Source organism: Nostoc sp. NMS7 (genome assembly GCF_017115085.1).
Taxonomy (GTDB): domain Bacteria; phylum Cyanobacteriota; class Cyanobacteriia; order Cyanobacteriales; family Nostocaceae; genus Nostoc.
Genome location: NZ_JABXKJ010000059.1, coordinates 16,781 through 36,620, shown reverse-complemented (window position 1 = coordinate 36,620; position 19,840 = coordinate 16,781). Strand labels below are relative to the sequence as shown.

Sequence of the window (19,840 nt, the reverse complement as noted above, 5' to 3'; positions counted from 1 at the left end):
GTATTACCCAAAACTACACACGGTAGGGGCAATACCCTGCGGTCAGCTAAAGCTACATGAATTGCCCCTAAGAAGAAAATCATTCTTTTCGGCTATTGTTTGCGTAAACTTCGCCTAATTGATTTTGGTCGTTCCAGAACCATATTTGAGCGTTAATAGTAGAATTACTTTTTCCTGTTTCTCCTCCCGTAGGTGGCATTATAATCAATTCTCCTTGGGCATTGCGTTCTAATTTTAAATCGGGATTTTCTTCACACAATTGATAAAACTGCTCTCTTGTCAGTTTAATTACAGAATTGAGGTTTAATGTAAGTGCTGTCATCGGAGTATCTCCGGTTTTTGTTGACTGGCTGGGCTACAAACCTATATCCATTTTGTTCTACACCACAAGAAAAGGGGATGAAATGCTAACTTTCAGCATTTTGCTGCAACAAGTTATTCTTTGATTGTCATATCCGTGTAAGTGACATTTTAGAGATGCTGGCTGAAAATCTGAGTCCAGCCGAAATTTTAGAGGATTTTCCTGATTTAGAGTCAGAAGACATCCAGGCTTGTGCTGACTACAAACCATTTTTCATAACAATTGGTTAATCTCAGCAATAACTCTTCAACATCGGTAATTAATCCTAATAAATACTAACGATCTTCCACCTCTCAACTCCCTGTTCCCCTCGTGATGCCTGCGGTGGGCTGCGCCTACGGGGTATTTACTAGGTATTTTTTCCTATTTTTGGGGTGGTTTTTAGTGAAACAACACCCTAAAATTAGAAAAAATCCTGAAATCTATATAAATTAATGGTTTCATCTATCCACATCAGGCTACAACACCTTAGAATGATTCATTGAAAAGTCGAGCCGATAGGATGTACAGCCGTTTTGAGTAAAAGTACTCCTAAAGGATGATTTTTGTATTTCCGCGAACCGATATTTCAGTACAGATGTATTAATTTACATCCGTAAACAATCTCAAGTAAACCTTCAGGAGTTTGATATGAACAAAGGTGAATTAGTTGATGCCGTAGCTGAAAAGGCTGGTGTTACCAAGAAACAAGCGGATCAAGTCTTAACTGCCGCTTTGGAAACGATTATTGAAGCGGTTTCCTCTAGTGATAAGGTAACGTTGGTAGGATTTGGCTCATTTGAATCACGGGAACGTAAAGCCCGCGAAGGTCGCAACCCGAAAACAAATGAAAAGATGGAAATCCCAGCGACGAGGGTTCCTGCTTTCTCAGCAGGAAAACTGTTTAGAGAAAAGGTAGCACCCCCAAAAGCATAGGTTCTGTCTTCGGGAACCCTTCTTTAATGCGGCAACCTGCACATGGGGGAAATTTAGCCTGGGCAGCAGCACTGGCTGGCTGTTCCCCTGATGCTATTCTGGATTTTTCTGCTAGCATTAGCCCGTTGGGACCTCCAAATAGCGCGATCGCTGCTATCCAGTCCCAAATTGGTAATCTTAAGCACTATCCAGACCCAAATTATAGTGAACTGAGACTAGCTCTCAGTCACTTCCATCAACTGCCGTCTGAGTGGATTCTGCCGGGTAACGGCTCCGCAGAATTACTTACTTTAATCGGCAGAGAATTAGCTCAATTAGCCGCGACAACTTTAATAACTCCAGCCTTTGGCGACTACTACCGAACCTTGGCGGCGTACAACGCGAAAGTGCTGGAGTGTCCTTTGTCATTAATCACTGGTCATACCCTGCGGGAAGGCGAAGCGCCTAGGTTATTGACAAAGGACAAAGGACAAAGGACAAAGGACAAAGGACTATTGCTGAATAATCCCCACAACCCAACCGGAAAGCTATTTTCACGGGACTCTATTTTGCCCTACCTGGAGCAATTTGCTTTGGTTGTGGTGGATGAAGCATTTATGGATTTTGTGCCGCCCAATGAGGAACAAAGCCTGATTCCGGTGGTGCAGGAATATGCGAATTTAGTAATATTGCGATCGCTAACCAAATTTTACAGTCTCCCAGGACTGCGATTAGGATATGCGATCGCACACCCCGACTGCCTAGCTAAATGGCAGCTATGGCGTGACCCCTGGCCCGTAAACACGCTAGCGGCGGCGGCAGCAATTGCGGCACTCCAGGATACAGAGTTTCAGCAGCAAACCTGGGCATGGCTACCACCTGCACGAAACCAACTCTTTCAGGGTTTGGCTAAAATCCCCGGATTGCAACCCCAAGCAAGTGCTGCTAACTTTTTACTGGTTGAGTCGCAAAAGTCTACTTCGCAGTTACAGCAACAATTACTCAAGCATCACCAGATTTTAATCCGCGATTGTCTGAGCTTTCAAGAACTAGGCGATCGCTTTTTCCGGGTTGCTGTACGTTCCCACTCCGATAACCAACGCTTACTAACAGCGCTGAGTGGGGAGTCGGGAGTCGGCTTGCCGTGAGCGTAGCCGAATGGGAGTTGGGAGAGACGCGATTAATCGCGTCTGTACTGGTAAGGGGGAGATGAGGCAGATGAGGTAATTTTTCATTCTCCCCCATGCCCCATGCCCCATGCCCAATGCCCAATGACTAATGATTAATGACTAATGACTATTGATTATGATGTTGTAATTATTGGCGGCAGTCTTGCTGGATACTACGCTGCTCTTGCTGCAACCCAACTCCGGGCTACAGTTGCCCTGGTGGAACCCAAAGTAGACTACGGGTTTGCTCATCACCATGCTCTTACCGAAATTGGTAAACTAGCGCAGAAGTTGAATGATGCCGCTAGTTGTGGTATTCATGCCACACACACTGATACCTTAGAAGAATGCCAGATATCTATGGCATGGCAAGAAGCGATGCTGTATGCTGAATGCGTCGCCTCAAATCTCAAAGAACAGCATTCTCTAGCCATCCTTGCCGGGCAGGGAGTCGATGTTATCGTTGGCAATGGTCAATTTCAATCTTCACCCCAATTAGCTTTTGCCGTTAACAATCGCCTACTACGCGCCCGTACCTATTTGCTGGCGAGTGGTTCGCGTCCAGAAATGCCGGAGATTGAAGGATTGCCAGCCACTGCCTATCTAACCCTATCTAATATTTGGCAATCCTTACAGGGAGCGACATTAGCCAAAAATTGGGTAATTCTCGGCGGAATTCCCCAAAGCATTGAAATCGCTCAAACTTTAGCGCGGTTTGGTTGCAGTGTGACGTTGGTAGTCAAGCATCCATATATTCTCCCGCATCTTGACCCTGAGATAGCCATACTGCTTCAGGCGCAGTTGGAAGTCGAAGGTGTGCGCGTCCTCACCAAAAACCCAGTAACTCAGGTGAGGCTAATTGGGGATAAAAAGTGGATTCAAGCAGGAGATAAGGCCATTGAAACTGATGAAATTTTAGTGGCCACTGGACAACAGCCAAATTTTGAATCCCTAAATTTGGCAGCAGTAGGTGTGAAATGGCATCGGCGTAGTTTAGTGGTGAATGATAAACTGCAAACCACTAACCACCGGATTTACGCTTGTGGTGATGTAATTGGTGGTTACGACTTTGCCAATATCGCTAATTATGAAGCAAAAATTGCCCTGAACAATGCACTCTTTTTCCCCAGGTTACGAGTAAATTATTGTTCTATTCCTTGGGCGATGTTTTCTGTGCCGATGCTGGCGCAAGTGGGTTTAACAGAAGCGCAGGCAAAACGTCTATTTCGTCGAGATGAAGTTTTAGTTTTACGACAGTATTTTAAAACAGTGGCAGCAGCCCAACTTCGAGACGAAACCACTGGGATGTGTAAATTAATTGTGCTACGCAACGGGGAAATTTTGGGAGCTTCGATATTAGGGGCAGAAGCTGGAGAATTAATTAATTTGATTGCCTTGGCAATGTCACAAAAAATTAAAGTCAAAGATTTAGCAAATTTATCTCCCGTCTATCCTAGTTTCTCAGAAATTCTGGAACAAACTGCCAGAGAGTGGAGTAAGCAAAAGTTAAATAGCAATATTGCCTTGCAAGAGTTTTTAGAAGGCTTCTTTCATTTCCGCCGCAATTGGAATTTATGAGTGGGGAGTGGGGAGTTTGGAGAGACGCGATTAATCGCGTCTGTACAGGAGTTTGGAGAGACGGATTAATCGCGTCTGTACAGGAGTTTGGAGTAGCGCTATCAAGGTGAGTCTTGTATTCAGTACTAGCTTTGAACTCGGAAGTTGAGCCTTTGAACTCCGAAGTTGAGCCTTTGAACTCCGAAGTTGCACCTTTGAACTCGGAAGTTCGCCTCGTTCCCAGCCTGGAGGCTGGGAATGTATTCTGAGAGGTTCTGCCTCTTGTCAAGCCCCAGGAGGCGGAGCCTCTTTGATAGGCATTCCCAGTCTGAGACTGGGAACGAGGAAATATTCTACAAATTTTGGTTTAAAACGCTTGCATCGCTACCCACACTACCCCAGCCGCTACTAGAGGTACGCTGAGGTTATCTGTACCGTGGGGTGAGACTGCCTCTGCTAGGGTGGCAAAAGTAGCAGTTACCACCGCCGTCAACAATGCCCATCCTAAACCTAAAGGCGTTGCTAGGGGACTCAGCGACGAACCAGGTAGCAGCAATAGCACTAAGAAAATCACTACTGTACTCGCTACAAACATTGCTGCTGAACCCTCCCAGGAACGTACAGAATTTCCCACTTGGTATTTATGCTGTCCGAAGCGTCTACCGATTAATGCTGCCAGTGCATCACCCCAGGTCATCGCCATTATCCCAGCAACAGCGATCGCAGCGCCATCTATTGGCCCCTTTGGCCGCCACAGTAGCCCGAACAGCAGCGTCACTGAAATAGCGAAATAAACTGTACCAGGTGAGCTATCCTGGGTATCCATTGCACCAATGATTCGGTAGCGGTACAACAGGTAGTTAAGTCCGATAAAGGTAGCAAAAGGGATAATTCCAATTTCCCAGTGGTTAAACAGCAGCAGGACGCCAAAAACCCACATCCCTGCACCAATATGGATCACCTTGCGAGTCAAATCCGGCTTCACACCAAACAGCCTACGCAGTCCCTCACCGATGACAAGCAGACTAGTTGCATAAGTATAAGAAATTGCTAGCCCGATAAAATCATTTGTCATTCTCCGTGTCCCCGCGTTCTCTGGCTCACTTAGATCGATCGCTATTTCGTCTCAGGTTTTTTTCTACTAACGATACGCTGCCAATACCTTGAAGAATACCACGACCGATTAAACCTAAGCCTCGACCAACTATTTGGGTAAGGATGAAGACTATACCGCTACCTACAAAAGCTAATAGTGATTTTAAACGCGGTGCGATCGCATCACTAAATTCTAGGAGCAATGTCACTACTAAAGGAATATTAGAAAGCTTTTCTAACTCCTGATTTCGAGGAGCATACACTGAAGTATTGGCAATGCCACGAGGCGCAATTACAAATAGTTCATACCGACTTTCAAAAACTGCTTTTGGCTCATTTATATAATTTTTTATTCGATATCTCCACGACAAATTATTTCTAAATCGTTCAATCTCTCTTGTAGAAATCAATTGCCGTCCATAAAAATTTTGTTTAATCGCTTCTACATCTGCTAAAGAATTTAACAGTGGTTGTACAACCCCATTCGCTACCTGAATCAACAAGTTCTCTAAAATCATTAATGCTTGGGACTTGGCTTCAATGCTTACTACCGGATAAGAGGTGTTATCAATGTTCAATTCTGTTTGAAATAGTAAATAAGAATACAACTCGCAAACTAGCGGAATTTTATTCAGAATATCTCTTTGCACAATCTCTGTATTTTGTAACAAAAAATTAACGATTTCTATGTTTTGATCTCCTAATTTTATCCGAGAAAATTTGCCAAAAAAATATGTAATTGCTGCTTGCCATAAGTCATATATTAAGGTATTTTTTACTTCATATAATTGATTTATCTCTATTTGAGCAGCACGCAGTTCATCCAACTGGTCAGCTAATTTTTGCAGTATTAGATAAAGTAATTCCCGTTTTTTATCTTCACGAAAGATATCAATTTCTAAAGGTATATCTGTAATATTTCGTAAAGAAAATTGAAATTTGGTAACACAAGATGCAAACAAGGCAGATTGTAGTGTTCCCGGACTAAGTAAAGGTGGCACAATTTGCCTTTGTTGAATGGCACTACTCAATGAAGAAGCCAGAGGCACATCAGCAACGGGGATATCTTCCTCTTGCCTTTCTTGTGATGAAACCAACAACCGATTTAGCAACCAACGAGCCGCTAGCAGTTCTCGCCGATGTCCAGCTAGAATTGCTCGATCTAGTACTGGTAGTCCGGGAACTTGTAATTGTGCTGTTATTGCGGCTAGGGTAGCGTCAATGTTAGTAATTCCTGACAAACGTAAATTATTTCGCAGTCTAGAAAAAGGAAGTGAGCTTGCCGTGAGCGTAGTCGAATGGGATTGAAGAGAGACGCGATTAATCGCGTCTGTACAGGAGTTAGGAGTTATTATTGCTTCTGTTTCCTGAAGCCAATAGGAACCACCATCTGCAACTTCTTGCATGGCGGCGATTAACTCAGAAAGTGGTGTACCTTTGGGGCAGTAACCATTAATACCAACAGATTTCGCAGCTAATAGTAGTCCTTGTTCTTGCACAGAACTGAGGAGCAAAATTGGCAGGTTGGGATATAAGACTCTGAGTTGGCGACACAATTGTAACCCTAGCTGTTGACTGGTGGCGGAGCGACCATTACCGAATTCCAAAACTACCAAATTTACTTGGTTAGGATCTTGTTGAGCAATTTCTGCTAAAATCTGCAAGGCAAGGGTGTAAGTTTCTACCACTGCTGTTACTTCCAGGTTAGGAATTGCTTCTAGAGCTACGCGTAATCCCAGACGAAAAATCGGGTCTTGGTCGATTAACAATAATTTTATCGGGCGATCGCTCATAGTCCACTCAATTACACAAGCACTGTTTTTTTGCAATCAGAAAACAGTTTTGATACAAAACTTTGTCTTCCCCATTGTTACCTGTTTTCGACAACTGATAAATCAAGCATAATTGCCATAGTAGCCTTCACTGTGTAATTAAATGAACCTGAGTATTCGGCACTGGTTGGCAGAACGCTATATCGCAATCAATCAAATCAGAGGATTTTCAACGGGGCAATTGGCAGGTATTGCCTACCGGATTGTTCAGGATATGGAAGTTAAAAGTCTGATGCCTTTTGATATCTGTACCTTGGTAGAGGTTTTAGAACTGCCTTTAGGTATTGTTTGGGAAGAAATTAGTGTGATTTCGCAGTTGACAGAAAACCTGTTGCGTAGTCTCAGTCAAAAAAAACCATTAAAACGTAACGAAGGCACATGGCTAGCGTTTCAAATTGCCTATCTCCAGGCTTTGCAAGCAATTCTAAAGCAAGAAGCAAGCTTGCAAAGACCGTGGCTAGATCGGGCAAGTATACCCATTCAATCACACATACTTAAAGAGGATGTGGGTAAATTTACGCTCCCAGATCCGCAACTACAAGGTTTGCTGAAAACTCTCAGCCCAGGTAAATTGACTGACACTCAAGCCGAACAAGCATTATCTTTAGTTGCAGATTCATTACTGGTGCAACAAATAAATAACGTTGTTATCGCTTGGTTAGTTGCCAATGGTGCAGAGTCACCTGAAGCTAAACTCCTAACACAGCGTTTGGTCAACTCACTTCCTGGTAACATACTGGTAGTCGTTACTGAGAATGCTGCACCTTTAGCCCAACTGCAAAAATTTTTCCGTTTGGAGATTTCATTATCTCCCAGTTTAATCACCCCAGAAGTTGGTTCTACAGTCAGTGAGAAAATTGATTTGCACCGAGAACATTACCGTGCAAGTTTGATTAAAAACCTGAGTATGCCTTTGCTGATGGAATCCTTTGCGCTTAAGGATATTTATGTGCCACAAAAAGGCTTACCAATAGAGGAAAGTATTTCTGAGCCGGATAAAAAAACTATTAAACTAGTTGATTTAAAAACATGGGCGCAGCAACAGCTAGCTGATTTAGAAACGATCGCCATCATTGAGTCGGAACCTGGTTATGGAAAAACTAGTTTTTGCCAACTTTGGGCGGCAGAGGTAGCACAGGAATTTTACCCGACTTGGATGCCGATATTAATTAGGTTGCGGGATATAAAATATGGCAAAACTTTCATCGAAACCCTAAATTCGGCTTTTCCTGTTAATCTTTCAACTTGGTTAGAGCCAGAAAATCTCCCTTGTCTTTTGTTGCTAGATGGTCTAGATGAACTGCCTCCTTCGGCTCATGGTATAAGGGAACAAGCGATTTTTATTCAGCAATTACTCAACTTTCAATCTCAGCACCGACACAAAATTGTGTTGACGAGTCGCTCAATGACGTTAGCGGAAATCGTCTCTGAACTACCGCTATTATTGAGGCGAATTATTATTCAGCCATTGGATGCGGACGAACTCAAACAATGGTTTCAGCAGTGGATAAAAGTGCAATCGTTGGCGATCTCTCAAAATTTATTTACATTCTTAAAACAGTCCGGCTTATTTGCCAGCCAATCAAAGTTAACAGAATTATCTGCCCTGATTCGTCAACCCATAATGCTGCATTTGTTGGGCATTTTGCACCGCGACGGATTGCTAGATGAGCAACTATTGCAGTTAGCTGCTAATAACCAAAAGTCTTCTCTGTTATGGGAAATTTATCATCGTCTGAGTCGATGGTTGTTAGGCTATCCGCTAATTGGTGGTATGAAGATGATGTTACTGCGCTCAGGATCGGCTCATATCCACCGAACTCCAGAAGCGATCGCTAATTTACTCGCTGGACGTCATCCCGAAGATTTACTTAAGCAGATGCAAGCGATCGCTCTGAAAATTTTACACTCGCAACGTCATCAAATTAATCTTGCTGAGGAATCTAATACTTTACCAGGGTTTTACTTTAAAATTCGGGATTTAGAAAGCTCAGTCAAAGACGCAGCAAAAAGTACTTTAATCGAGTTTTCGCATATTAAGTTAGGAGAACTTCTTTGTGCAGATGTGATTGCAGCCCAACTTAAATTTCTGACTCAATGCCAAGATGAGGCTTATGGTACACTGACTTTTGTGCTTGATTCTCCCAGTAGCGTAGCCCAACACCTTTATAATTTATTCGGTTATGGGATACTTAGCCAGGAAATTGAAGAACTAGCGATTGCCGGATTGCGTCGGCAGCAAAAGCACAAGTTTTACTTTGAAGTTTTGTTTCAACGTCTTTTGTCTTTCTGGCGTGCTTACTGTCAAGGCCGTTGGCTAGATGAAGGGATAGCCCACAAAGCTTTGACTCATTTTCACGCACTACAAAACCCGGTGAATGTTGAACAGGTGAATGCTGCTGTAGGGCTGAATGTGTTTTTATGGCTTTGTGCTTGTTACCGAGAAACAAAAGTTCCTTTTTGGCCTTGCGGAAATCCAGCGAATTTTGCAGAATTTAATCCAGATGCGCTGAGTGCGCTAATTGCTAGGACAACGGTTTTGCATAAAAGTGCCTTTGCAACCCGAATCAAGTCTCTGGCTGGACTCAACTTATCGGGAGCCTCTTTATTGCAAGTGATGTTAACTGGGGTAAATCTTGAGCAGATAAACTTATCCAATGCGGAGTTAATCGGGGCGAATTTAGCGGGAGCGAATTTGCAACAGGCAAATCTCGCAGGCGCGAACCTCCAACAGGCGAACCTTACAGGTGCGAACCTTCAACAGGCGAACCTTGCAGGCGCAAATCTGCAACAGGCGAACCTGATGGGGACAAATCTAAATTCTGCTAATTTCAACAACGCCTGGTTATTTGATGCCATTATCGCTGATGCTGACAAAAAATTGGCCGCTGATAATGGTGCCTTGTTCTCCAAAGAGTCGTTTCCCAGATTGAAACATTTGCGTAGTTTACCGCCGCAGGCATCGCAGCAGCCCTTGTCAAACACGCTAAAAATCCCGTCAAACACAGATGTTAATTGGAACAAGAACCCTGCGATCGGACTAATTGAAAGCTCCGAAGGTAGGATTTTACCGATGGATTTATATGATAATGATGAGACAGTTTTTGGCAATAACTTCATTGATGATACTAATGGTTATTAAGTTTTAGTGCCTATTAAAGCTAGAATCCAGACTCTAAAAACCTCCTAACTCCTAACTCCTGTACAGACGCGATTAATCGCGTCTCTCCTAACTCCTATTTCCCAACTCCCATCAGCCTTCTTGCCGGTTGCGGTAGCCAAAAAAGTTAATACTGTATTCAGTAATCCGCACTCCTGTTTGTTCTTCAATTTTGCGGATAAAATCTTCTGGTAGTTCCACATGAACATCAAGAATTTGATTTGTATCTATACAGTTGACATGACTGTGAGAGTCACTGATGTTGCCGTACAAACGCCCATCACAGCGTTCAATACATTCAATGATGCCTTGACTGGATAATGCTTCTAAATTTTGATAAACAGAGGTATGACCGATTTCTTTGCCTTGTTGGTTCAAGCGATCGTAAATCTCTCTAGCGGCAAGGTGTTCATTTGCTTGCCAAAGTAGTTCCAGAATAAAGCGACGCTGACGACTGACGCGCATACCCAGGATTTGACAGCGATCAAGCGCATCTTCTAAGGAACGAATTGGTTTTGTAGAAATTGTTTGTTTTTGCATATTACAGCTTTGTTAACTGTTGTGGGAATTTTCCCATCTAAATGTTTATTGGTTATTTCATATATGCAATAATATTGCACACCGCTTTTTACCTGTACTTGTGTTTTGGCTTTTGATGCTGCGGAAGTCACAAGTGGCGATAATGATTTTTTTGCTTGTTGACGGCTAATTTCTCAGACCTTAATCTAAAACAAACTCATTAGTACTTTAACTTAAAATTGCTGTAAATGTCCACTTTGGCTAAAGCAACGCCTTATTTAAAGAAGATTCAATGCAGTTAAAACTGTGGTCAGTGAGCTTGTCGAACTGCACGAGTCGCTTATATCTCAGCACGCTTTGTGACTGAGCTTTACGCCTACCGGGAAACTTGTAATAATTTGTTAGTTAAATATGAGTATTTATCGGAATTATAAAAGTAATATTTAAGTGTAGCAAAATCCGGTGTACGTGAGTGGATTACTAACTTGACAAAGTACTAGATGTATATTTATTTGTTATAACCAGCGAAAACTAAGCAAAAGTATCAAATTTCCAAACGTATCGAGTTTTTTATGACAATTGCGATCGCACTCAATAATAACTTCATTAACAATCTGGATTTGTCGCCAGCCTCAACGGTGATTGAACAACTGCTGCCAGATGGGGTTGCATCCCATGAACAGGAGCTACGCTTTGATATCAATTATAATCTGCAACCTGGCGATCCACGGGAATTATCAGAAATTCCAGAGGTGCGGCTGTGGTTTGTGCGCCTAGATGCCAAATACCCCTGGTTGCCATTTTTACTAGATTGGAAAGCTGGAGAATTTGCTCGTTATGCCGCCATGCTTGTACCACACCAATTCAGTTCTCAAGAAGGCATTCAGTACAATCCTGAAGCCTTAGAAATATTTTTGATGCACAAAATCTTTATTTTAGGTGAATGGCTCAAACAGCAGGATATCCCCAGCCTCTCGCGGCTGAAGTCTATGTCCCAAATGCTGGGTTATGAATTAGATGATGCTTTTTTTGAGATATTTTAATACTGAAATAACCGCAAAATCTAGTTGTCACATCTAGGTTTTGCGGTCATTCAACAAACGCATAACTACATTGGATATCCAATAGACTGATTGTAGAAATGGGGACAAACTGCTGATTTAGCCACCCCAAATTTTCTCTAAAACTGCGTTTGGTGAAACATCCGCCGTTTTTCTTGTGGGGGATTCAATAGCCAAGAATTTATCGTTTTTCGGCAATAACTTAGCTGGATCAGTTGGCCCAAATAGGGCAATGGTATAGGTTTGGACTGCAACACTCAGTTGTAATGCCGCACTATCAGTAGACAACATCAAATTTGCCCCAGCAATTATGGCAGTTAACTTACCAATATCATCTGGCGCAGTCACCTTGATATCTGGAGAAGACTCCAGAAGCGATCGCATAAACAGCTGATCTTCAGACCCCTTAATGACCACCACAGGCAGATCCGGCTGCTTGTCTTGGAAGCTTTGAATAATTTGCTGCCACTTTTCGACAGGGTAGATTTTATCCAGTTCTTTAGCCTGGGATAATTGGCCAGAAGCGGCATGAATCAAGATATAACCTGTTTCATGAACCCCTAAGCGTTTTTGTTCCTTCTGTGCCCACTCAATATCTGGTTTTGGCACATTTACTGCTAACTCTGGGACAGGAGTTTTTATGCCCAATGGTTGCAGCAAATCGTGATATAGTTCCGCCACATACTGGGATGGTTTGAACGGCACAGTGTCGGTAAGAAAAACCGAGCCTTTGCCTTGGTAGCCAATGCGTATGGGAATTCCTGTCAACCAGAGTAAAAGACCCATCAACCAATTTTGGTTAACAGCAATGGCAATATCGTATTCGCGATCGCGAATTGTGCCCACCAGGTTGCCCCAATCTGCCAGACTGTTACGGTCTTTAAAATCAAAGGCCAGTACCTCGTGAACTGACTTGCTCACTTGGTAAGCAGCCTTTGACTGGGGTTCAACAACGACATCTATCTGAGCGTTAGGGTAATGGCGCTTCAAGTCATCTAGAGTCGGAAAGAAGAGAATTTGGTCGCCAATTCCGCCAGGTACAAGGGCTACTACTCGCATAATATTTATTGACGCTTACTCGCTCCCTATTTTAGGGGAAAATATATAGCTTAAAGATAGAGGAATTCTGTGTATTTATTAATTCCAGCTGCGGGAATGGGAAAAAGAATGGGGAGTAACCGGAATAAACTCCTACTCCTGGTGCGATCGCAACCAATTATTGCTTGGACTCTATTAGCCGCCGAAGCCGCCAGTACAATCACTTGGATCGGAATTATTTCTCAACCTGATGACTGGTCTGATTTGAAAGCAATTCTCGCCGATCTGAAGCTGACTAAACCAGTGGAATTGATCCAAGGTGGCTCCACCCGCCAAGAATCTGTTTACAATGGCTTGCAGGCGCTACCAGTAGCCGCAGAACAAGTGTTAATTCACGATGGCGCTAGATGTCTTGTCACAGCAGATTTATTTAACTCTTGTGCCGAGGCGATTCGCCACTGTCCCGGTTTAATTGCTGGTATACCCGTCAAAGACACGATCAAAATTGTCGATGAACAAGGCATAATTCAAAAAACACCCGACAGACGACAACTCTGGGCAGCACAAACTCCCCAAGGATTTGATGTCAAGTTGTTGAAACAGTGCCATGCTGAAGGTGTCCGTCAAGGTTGGGAAGTAACTGACGATGCCGCTTTATTTGAAAGGTGTGGCTGGAAAGTGCGAATTGTCGAGGGAGAAGAGACAAATTTAAAAGTGACTACTCCACAAGATTTAGCGATCGCAGAATTTATTCTCACAAGTAGAGGCTTTTGAGGGAGATGAGGAAGATGAGGGGGACAAGGGAGACAAGGGAGACAAGGGGAATGCCCAATGCCCAATGCCCAATGCCCCATGCCCAATGCCCCATGCCCCATGCCCCATGCCCCATGCCCAATGCCCAATGCCCAATGCCCAATGCCCCATGCCCAATGCCCAATGAATAAATGATTACAGCCACAGCGACGAAGATAGAAGCGATTCTCTATTTAAAGGGTAAACCCTTGTCGCTCGGCGAAATCGCCGAGTATGCCGCGTGCGATCGCGCCACTGTCAAAGAAGGCATAATTCAACTAATGGACAACTATGCCCACCGAGATAGCGCCCTAGAGGTAATAGAAACCCCAGATGGTTACAGTTTGCAACTCCGCTCTGACTTTCATGATTTAGTGCAAACTATGATACCAGTAGAATTGGGTGTTGGTGCATTGCGGACTTTGGCAGCGATCGCCCTTAATAGTCCCATACTCCAGAGCGACTTGATTAACCTGCGCGGTTCAGGGGTATATCAGCACGTTCCAGAACTCGTCGAACTTGGTTTCATCCGAAAGCGCCGAGACAACGATTCTCGCTCCTACTCACTGCAAGTAACCCCAAAATTTCATCAGTATTTTCAAATCGAACAACTCCCGCAAATACTTTCCACCAGCCAAAAGGAAGAACAACTAGAACTAGAACTAGAACTAAAGGGAGTGGGGAGTGGGGAGTAGGGAGTGGGGGAGATGAGGGAGATGAGGGAGACAAGGGAGATGAGGGAGACAAGGGAGACAAGGGGATGAAGAAAGAAAGTGTTTTCCCAATGCCTAATACTTCTCTACGAGAGGCTACGCCTACGACTTCGCTCAGTACAAGTGCCCAATGCCCAATGCCCTCTTAAAGGCTTATAGCTGTGGTGAATGCGCTACCCTTGTACTATGGTTTAGAGTAGAATTAGCAATTAAGCTAAATAAAACTGCCAATGGTGTTTAATCGTGACTTTTTGAATGACAACTCAGAGGAACACGCTAATCAACTTCTTTCCGACCACTCTGAGGAATACCCTAATCAGTTACTCAAATATCTACAGCATCAGTCTCCTGATGTTTTAGCTAGGATTGCTCAGTCCGCTAGCCCCGAAATTAAACAAATCATCTCGCAAAATGTCCAAGGGCTAGTGGGAATGCTGCCGCCAGAGAATTTTAGCGTCCAAATCACAACAGATCGGGAGAACTTAGCTGGGCTTCTAGCGTCGGCCATGATGACGGGGTATTTTCTGCGGCAGATGGAACAAAGAATGCAGTTAGAGCATTTGTCTAATGGTCAATAATCAATAGTCAGTAGTCAAACATTCTCCGACTATTGACCGAATAATTACTAATTCATAATTAGACAACGGGTACAGAGCCAACACTAAATTTTTGATTTAGTGGTCAACAAGACAGTGGAGAGTAGAGAGCTACCACGGAGAGCGAAGGCGCTCGCGTCTTGTAATTATGAATTATTTTGACTACTTCCTTTCAGGATAAGCTCCTAATTGTACTTTGAAGGTTTGAATTTTATTGCTGCGGTTGACTTCGATCGCTAATATGTCCCCAACTTTGCTGGCCTCTACCAACTTCTGCACTTGGGCTGAGGTTTTGACAGGTTTACCGTTAACTTTTTGAATCACGTCTCCAGGAATAAGTGCTACTTGCTTGGCTGGAGAATTGTCCGTAATTCCTCTAATGACAATCCCAGTATCCTGCTGAATGTTGAGCTGATTTTCTTGATTAATCTGCTGTTTTCTGATGGGAGAAAGGTCTGCCATTTCAATACCCAAGAAGGGATGTTCTACATGCCCTTTGGTAAAAAGTTCATTGGCGATGCGGGCGGCGGTTTCAATGGGGATGGCGAAACCAAGTCCTTGAGCATCAGCGCGGATGGCAGTATTAACACCAATCACTTCGCCTTGGGCGTTTAACAAAGGTCCCCCGGAATTACCAGGGTTAATTGCGGCATCAGTTTGGATAAAGGTAACTCGCTTATCTGGGACACCAACTTGAGTGCTAGTGCGATCGGTAGCGCTGATAATGCCAATAGTGACAGTATTATCTAAACCTAGAGGATTGCCAATAGCGATTGCCCATTGTCCCTGCACCAAGTTTTGCGAATTCCCCAGTTTCACTGTTGGTAAATGATTCGCTTTTATTTTCACCACCGCCACATCTGTCACAGAATCAACTCCTATCACCTTCCCCTCTAGACTCCGACCATCCTTGAGGGTTACTTGTACTGTATCCGTGTCAGCTACCACATGAGCGTTAGTGAGCAATTCTCCATCTTCGCTCAAAATAAATCCCGATCCTGTACCGCGCTCAATGCGTTCTTGGGGAATTGGTTCCTCATCTTCTCCAAAGAATCGCCGCAAGAGGGGATTTTTTAAAGCGTCAGAGATGGGATTGGCGACTTTGCGAGTGGCATTAATTCGTACCACAGCCGGGCCAACTTTTTGGACAGCCGTCGCAATAAAATTCACATTATCGCCCCCAGTAGTCCCAATCGCTCCGTTAGGAGAATTAGGAACTATGGATTCTGGAGGCGAAGCCATTGTTACATTTTTTAACTGTTGGAATGAGGAATTTTGTGGCAGCAGATAGCGACTGCCAAACAAACCTGCACTACCGCCGAACACCAGTAAAAACACATAAACCGCCACTTGCTTTAAAGATAACTTCATAATCATTTTGCTTAAGGACAGCAATGCAGTTGCTAATTTCTAAGTGTAGTCAAGCGAACGGCAAGTGGACAAATCAATTTACTAGAAATTGGGCATTGGGCATTGGGAAAACACTTTCTTTCTTCATCCCCTTGTCTCCCTTGTCTCCCTTGTCTCCCTTGTCTCCCTTGTCTCCCTCATCTCCCCACTCCCCACTCTTCCCATCTAAAATCTAAAGTTAATGCGCTCTTGACGTACATACATGACTTTACCTTTTCGTCAACTGTTCCTCTGTAGCTTAATTAGCGCCTTGGGCCTAGTAAGCATACTGCCAAACACTAATAGCGCCAAAGCTGTTGTCAGTGGTTGCCCAACTCCAGCCTTATCTCGCTTCCAACGCCATAAAGTTGTTCGTGGCGAAACTTTGGAGAGCATAGCGCAGCGCTACAATCTCATACCTACAACTATTATTGGCATGAATCCAGCTTTGCAGAACGGTGCGATCGCCACGGTTGGTAGTGTACTTCAAATTCCTCCCTACAATGGGGTTGTAGTCGAAGTGCCTCGCGGTGAAACTTGGCAACAAGTGGCGGCAAAATACAAAGTTCGTGCTGATAGCCTTTTTGAGGTGAATGGCTGCCAACAAGACCCTAGAATTGTGTTTCTTCCTGGGGTAAATTGGTCGCCGAATGGTGTTGTAACTAAGTCCCCTTTACCTACTAATACAGGTACGCCAAACCGTGCATCCCTGTCTGGATATCCTTTGGCACAATTGGCAATAATCGGATTAGCTTACGGATGGCAAATTAATCCGGCGACAGGTCAAGTTTTCTTCCATAGTGGTGTTGACTTATTAGCACCAGTAGGTACTGATGTGCAAGCGATCGCGCCTGGAACCGTAGCCTTTGCCAACGATCAAGGTACTTATGGCAAGTTGGTCATTATCAATCACAGTGGCGGACTCCAAAGCCGTTATGCTCAACTTGAGAATATCAAAGTTACTGTCGGACAGCAAGTGAAAAAAGGAGACATATTGGGAACCGTAGGTACAAGTGGACAACCAAGTTCCCGTCAACCGCATCTCCATTTTGAAGTACGTTCTAGCTCATCTCTGGGTTGGGTAGCGGAAGATCCAAAGGGTTATTTGAAGAAATGAGGGAATAGGGAATAGAGAAGAAACTGAATTACCAATGCCCAATACTTCGACTTCGCTCAGTACAAGTGCCCAATGCCCAATTCCCAAATTCGCTAGATTTTACGATGTGCATTCCTGCTTCTGCAAACCTTGTAAATGCTGCATCTGCCTGTTCTGTGTAGTCTACAACACCGGAAACAACAACAGGGGAAGTGCAATCTTCTAGCAGATAGATTTTTTGAGCAAGAGCAGCATCTACCTGTTTAATTTCTGTTAATAAATCGTCGATTGTCCAGGCGAGGCAGTGACTTTTAGCTTGACCACCGATAATCACAGCATCAAATTCTAAAAGTTGTTTAATCAGACGCGTGTTTTTTTGAGCAAGTGGACGTTGCTCAAAATCTTCCAACACTTCTGGACGTAAGATGGAATAATTTTCAGTTAAGGGATTTTCACCTTTAATTTCAAATTGTGTCTGACTCTGACGCGCAATGCAGTGAAAAAATATCGCTTCTTCTACCGATGAAACTAAAGCATGACCAATACCACCCAACATAGAATGATAAGGCCAAACAATGAGAGGATATTTACCGTCTTGACTTAGTTGCTTAACATAATGATAAGCGTGTTTTTCTAATAATTCGTAATCCCCATTAGTAACGCTATCAGCAACTGCTGGGTTAACTTTCCAGATACCTTGTTCGATATCTCCAGCAGTGATGCTAGTCGCTGCTGGGGTGGGATGTTCTCCGGCGGCATTTACCCAAAAGATCGGATGGAAAATTTGCGTTGCTGTGTGGGTGTCTAAAGTAGGTATAATTTTTGTAATTACTCCCAAGTTGCGATAGATAAAATCACACAATTTGACGTTATCATCCACCGCCGCAGTACCGGATTTTCCACCTACAAATAATTCAAATCCAGGAATGCAGAAGGTGTTTTGGACATCAATTAATAGTAAGCAAATGCTGGTTTTATCTAGAGATGCAGGTTTGATATCGTGTTGTTTTGCCCAGATTTCAGCTTCGGCGGCACGTTCTTGGTAAGGTACGCGCGAAACTTCGCCGACCTTATCGGGGTTAAAGTGTGGAGGAATTGGTAGTTGGGTTGTTATTTGGGTGTTCATCTTAAATCTGTACTTATTTTCTAATTATTAGGCTTACCTTAGTTAAAAATAATGCTGAATTTAGTAAACGTCATCGTGGGAACCTAAAGTTAACAACAAAATTTCTTCCTCTGGTGATTCAGGATTTGTAACAAATTTCAATAAAATCAGATTCCGATAATCAATTGAACATGAGTATCTACCTGATGAATCACCTTTTAGCTTGTGACTACGTAAACTGAGTTGAAATGGGTCTTCTGCGATTTGTTGTAATACTTGCTCAATTTGAGAACGTAACTCAGGATTTTTCTTGACTACACGCTTAAAAGCACGAACAAAAGTTGGACTCCAAACCAAATTTTTCACTCGTCTAACTCCGCCATCAAATCTGCAACTGAACCACGCCGGACATTACCTTGAGCATAATCACTCTCTGCTTGCGCGATTTCTTTTAATAAGTCATCCCGTCGCTGTTGTTTGAGGCGCTTTTGGATAATATCTACAAGAATAGCCTGAGCTTCTGGATCTAATGCTTCTACCGCTTCTATGGCTTTCTGGAATGTAGATGTTTTTTCTAGCATGGGCATCAAAGAATTTAGTGATAAATCTAATTTAGCTGGTGGTCTGTGTAATCTGTTGACTTGTTGACTCAATAGTATATTTGTATTATTAAAACATAAATTTAGCGTTAGCGAAGCTTAACGAAGTTATCGCTCTCATCCAAACTTCGCAAATTGTCAACCGTCGCTCTAACCACTCATCTGTAAACCAACCATAAGGCAAAACAAAGTATGCAGGAAATTTGGACAAGAATAGAATTCTGGCTCAAAGCTAATGCTCCACAAGTTCTTGATACATTGAACCCTGGAGCATCAGAGAGTCAGATCAAGGCAGTAGAAGACACTCTGCTGATACAGTTTCCTGATGATGTCAAGAGTTCTTACCGTATCCATAATGGACAATCAGGCTACGATTGCTACGATTATGGGCTGATTAATAGACGAGAATTTCTACCTCTTGAACGTATTCAAGATAATGGCAAGTTTGGAAAAAACTTTTAGACGAAGATAATTTCGATGGTTGTGAAAGTCAGCCAGAACCAGGAATAGGAATTCGTACAGATTGGTGGAGTGCGTTATGGATACCACTAACCTATGACGGTGCTGGCAATCACGATTGTCTAGACTTAGCTCCTGCTAAAGGTGGTAAAGTTGGACAAATTATTCAGATGTGGCACGATGACGGTAAGCGAGAACTCGTCGCTTCAAGTTTTCAGAACTGGCTAGATGAGTATGCCACTGGTTTAGAATCTGGTCAATATGTTTTCTCCCATAAATACGGAGGTATATTCAAAGCGGATGATATCTGATGTTTGTAAATCTACGAGCATCGCAACTTAGGCGGGTTAAAGCGATCGCTACTCAAACTACTCAGTTAAAAGGATTTTTAAGCAATATATCATT

At 43.3% G+C, this 19,840-nt stretch carries 19 protein-coding genes and 3 pseudogenes; 13 read left to right on the top strand and 9 right to left on the bottom strand.

The genetic code is table 11. The annotated features are described in order from the left end of the window. Window positions 1-91: 91 nt before the first annotated feature. Window positions 92-322 (bottom strand): annotated as a pseudogene (locus tag HWQ38_RS04910) (Uma2 family endonuclease); the annotation flags it as partial. A 131-nt stretch (window positions 323-453) separates the two neighbouring features. On the opposite strand from HWQ38_RS04910, the pseudogene HWQ38_RS04905 reads away from it, so the two are divergent. The 5 genes and pseudogenes from HWQ38_RS04905 to HWQ38_RS04885 all read left to right on the top strand — a co-directional run. Further along, a pseudogene (locus HWQ38_RS04905) lies at window positions 454-591 on the top strand (DUF433 domain-containing protein); the annotation flags it as partial. Window positions 592-991: 400 nt separating this feature from the next. Beyond that, complete coding sequence (locus HWQ38_RS04900; protein WP_292790543.1) at window positions 992-1,276, top strand: HU family DNA-binding protein; 285 nt, start codon at window positions 992-994, stop codon at window positions 1,274-1,276. Window positions 1,277-1,302: 26 nt separating this feature from the next. Further along, the gene (gene cobD, locus HWQ38_RS04895) at window positions 1,303-2,403 is read left to right on the top strand and encodes a threonine-phosphate decarboxylase CobD (RefSeq protein WP_292790540.1); all 1,101 of its coding nucleotides are present in this window, start codon (window positions 1,303-1,305) and stop codon (window positions 2,401-2,403) included. Between the two features lie 144 nt (window positions 2,404-2,547). Next, window positions 2,548-4,002, top strand: a complete 1,455-nt coding sequence (locus tag HWQ38_RS04890; RefSeq protein WP_292790536.1) for an NAD(P)/FAD-dependent oxidoreductase — start codon at window positions 2,548-2,550, stop codon at window positions 4,000-4,002. Window positions 4,003-4,115: 113 nt separating this feature from the next. After that, a complete protein-coding gene (locus HWQ38_RS04885; protein WP_292790534.1) occupies window positions 4,116-4,250 on the top strand; it encodes a hypothetical protein in 135 nt (44 codons plus the stop codon). A gap of 98 nt (window positions 4,251-4,348) precedes the next feature. Here HWQ38_RS04885 and HWQ38_RS04880 read toward each other — a convergent pair whose 3' ends face one another. Both HWQ38_RS04880 and HWQ38_RS04875 read right to left on the bottom strand, forming a co-directional pair. Next, window positions 4,349-5,056, bottom strand: coding sequence for a phosphatidate cytidylyltransferase (locus HWQ38_RS04880; RefSeq protein WP_292790531.1), 708 nt, complete (start codon window positions 5,054-5,056; stop codon window positions 4,349-4,351). Between the two features lie 25 nt (window positions 5,057-5,081). After that, on the bottom strand, window positions 5,082-6,869 hold the full coding sequence (locus HWQ38_RS04875) for a DUF3685 domain-containing protein (RefSeq protein WP_292790562.1): 1,788 nt from the start codon (window positions 6,867-6,869) through the stop codon (window positions 5,082-5,084). 142 nt (window positions 6,870-7,011) lie between these two features. Between HWQ38_RS04875 and HWQ38_RS04870 the strand changes: the two genes are divergently transcribed. Continuing rightward, the gene (locus HWQ38_RS04870; protein ID WP_292790529.1) at window positions 7,012-10,050 is read left to right on the top strand and encodes a pentapeptide repeat-containing protein; all 3,039 of its coding nucleotides are present in this window, start codon (window positions 7,012-7,014) and stop codon (window positions 10,048-10,050) included. A gap of 111 nt (window positions 10,051-10,161) precedes the next feature. On the opposite strand, the gene HWQ38_RS04865 is transcribed toward HWQ38_RS04870, so the two are convergent. Then, window positions 10,162-10,608 (bottom strand): Fur family transcriptional regulator, encoded by a 447-nt coding sequence (locus HWQ38_RS04865; RefSeq protein WP_292790527.1) that lies wholly within the window; start codon window positions 10,606-10,608, stop codon window positions 10,162-10,164. 551 nt (window positions 10,609-11,159) lie between these two features. On the opposite strand from HWQ38_RS04865, the gene HWQ38_RS04860 reads away from it, so the two are divergent. Next, the gene (locus HWQ38_RS04860; RefSeq protein ID WP_292790524.1) at window positions 11,160-11,630 is read left to right on the top strand and encodes a CRR6 family NdhI maturation factor; all 471 of its coding nucleotides are present in this window, start codon (window positions 11,160-11,162) and stop codon (window positions 11,628-11,630) included. Window positions 11,631-11,747: 117 nt separating this feature from the next. Here HWQ38_RS04860 and HWQ38_RS04855 read toward each other — a convergent pair whose 3' ends face one another. Further along, complete coding sequence (locus HWQ38_RS04855; protein ID WP_292790521.1) at window positions 11,748-12,707, bottom strand: glycosyltransferase family 9 protein; 960 nt, start codon at window positions 12,705-12,707, stop codon at window positions 11,748-11,750. Between the two features lie 69 nt (window positions 12,708-12,776). Between HWQ38_RS04855 and ispD the strand changes: the two genes are divergently transcribed. The 3 genes from ispD to HWQ38_RS04840 all read left to right on the top strand — a co-directional run bounded on the left by ispD (window position 12,777) and on the right by HWQ38_RS04840 (window position 14,769). Beyond that, window positions 12,777-13,460: a 2-C-methyl-D-erythritol 4-phosphate cytidylyltransferase gene (ispD, locus tag HWQ38_RS04850; RefSeq protein ID WP_292790518.1), complete on the top strand. Its 684-nt coding sequence runs from the start codon at window positions 12,777-12,779 to the stop codon at window positions 13,458-13,460. Window positions 13,461-13,630: 170 nt separating this feature from the next. Continuing rightward, a complete protein-coding gene (gene scpB / locus HWQ38_RS04845; RefSeq protein ID WP_292790515.1) occupies window positions 13,631-14,173 on the top strand; it encodes an SMC-Scp complex subunit ScpB in 543 nt (180 codons plus the stop codon). A gap of 248 nt (window positions 14,174-14,421) precedes the next feature. Next, window positions 14,422-14,769 (top strand): DUF760 domain-containing protein, encoded by a 348-nt coding sequence (locus tag HWQ38_RS04840; RefSeq protein WP_292790513.1) that lies wholly within the window; start codon window positions 14,422-14,424, stop codon window positions 14,767-14,769. Between the two features lie 180 nt (window positions 14,770-14,949). Here the strand turns inward: HWQ38_RS04840 and HWQ38_RS04835 are convergent, their stop codons facing one another. After that, window positions 14,950-16,158 (bottom strand): HhoA/HhoB/HtrA family serine endopeptidase, encoded by a 1,209-nt coding sequence (locus HWQ38_RS04835; RefSeq protein WP_292790511.1) that lies wholly within the window; start codon window positions 16,156-16,158, stop codon window positions 14,950-14,952. A gap of 241 nt (window positions 16,159-16,399) precedes the next feature. On the opposite strand from HWQ38_RS04835, the gene HWQ38_RS04830 reads away from it, so the two are divergent. Further along, complete coding sequence (locus tag HWQ38_RS04830; protein WP_292790508.1) at window positions 16,400-17,293, top strand: M23 family metallopeptidase; 894 nt, start codon at window positions 16,400-16,402, stop codon at window positions 17,291-17,293. 28 nt (window positions 17,294-17,321) lie between these two features. On the opposite strand, the gene HWQ38_RS04825 is transcribed toward HWQ38_RS04830, so the two are convergent. From HWQ38_RS04825 to HWQ38_RS04815, 3 genes are read right to left on the bottom strand one after another with little or no spacing between them, the layout of a single operon-like run. Further along, entirely contained in the window at window positions 17,322-18,398 is a 1,077-nt protein-coding gene (locus tag HWQ38_RS04825; RefSeq protein WP_292790506.1) for an isochorismatase, read from the bottom strand. 60 nt (window positions 18,399-18,458) lie between these two features. After that, window positions 18,459-18,743, bottom strand: coding sequence for a type II toxin-antitoxin system YafQ family toxin (locus tag HWQ38_RS04820; RefSeq protein ID WP_292790504.1), 285 nt, complete (start codon window positions 18,741-18,743; stop codon window positions 18,459-18,461). Further along, a complete protein-coding gene (locus tag HWQ38_RS04815) occupies window positions 18,740-19,030 on the bottom strand; it encodes a hypothetical protein (RefSeq protein ID WP_292790501.1) in 291 nt (96 codons plus the stop codon). Before HWQ38_RS04815 ends, HWQ38_RS04820 begins: the two co-directional genes overlap by 4 nt. 138 nt (window positions 19,031-19,168) lie before the next feature. Here HWQ38_RS04815 and HWQ38_RS04810 point away from each other — a divergent pair, with 138 nt between their 5' ends. Together HWQ38_RS04810 and HWQ38_RS04805 are read left to right on the top strand one after the other, a co-directional pair. Beyond that, complete coding sequence (locus HWQ38_RS04810; RefSeq protein WP_292790497.1) at window positions 19,169-19,438, top strand: SMI1/KNR4 family protein; 270 nt, start codon at window positions 19,169-19,171, stop codon at window positions 19,436-19,438. Window positions 19,439-19,464: 26 nt separating this feature from the next. Further along, window positions 19,465-19,746 (top strand): annotated as a pseudogene (locus HWQ38_RS04805) (SMI1/KNR4 family protein); the annotation flags it as partial. Window positions 19,747-19,840 lie beyond the last annotated feature (94 nt).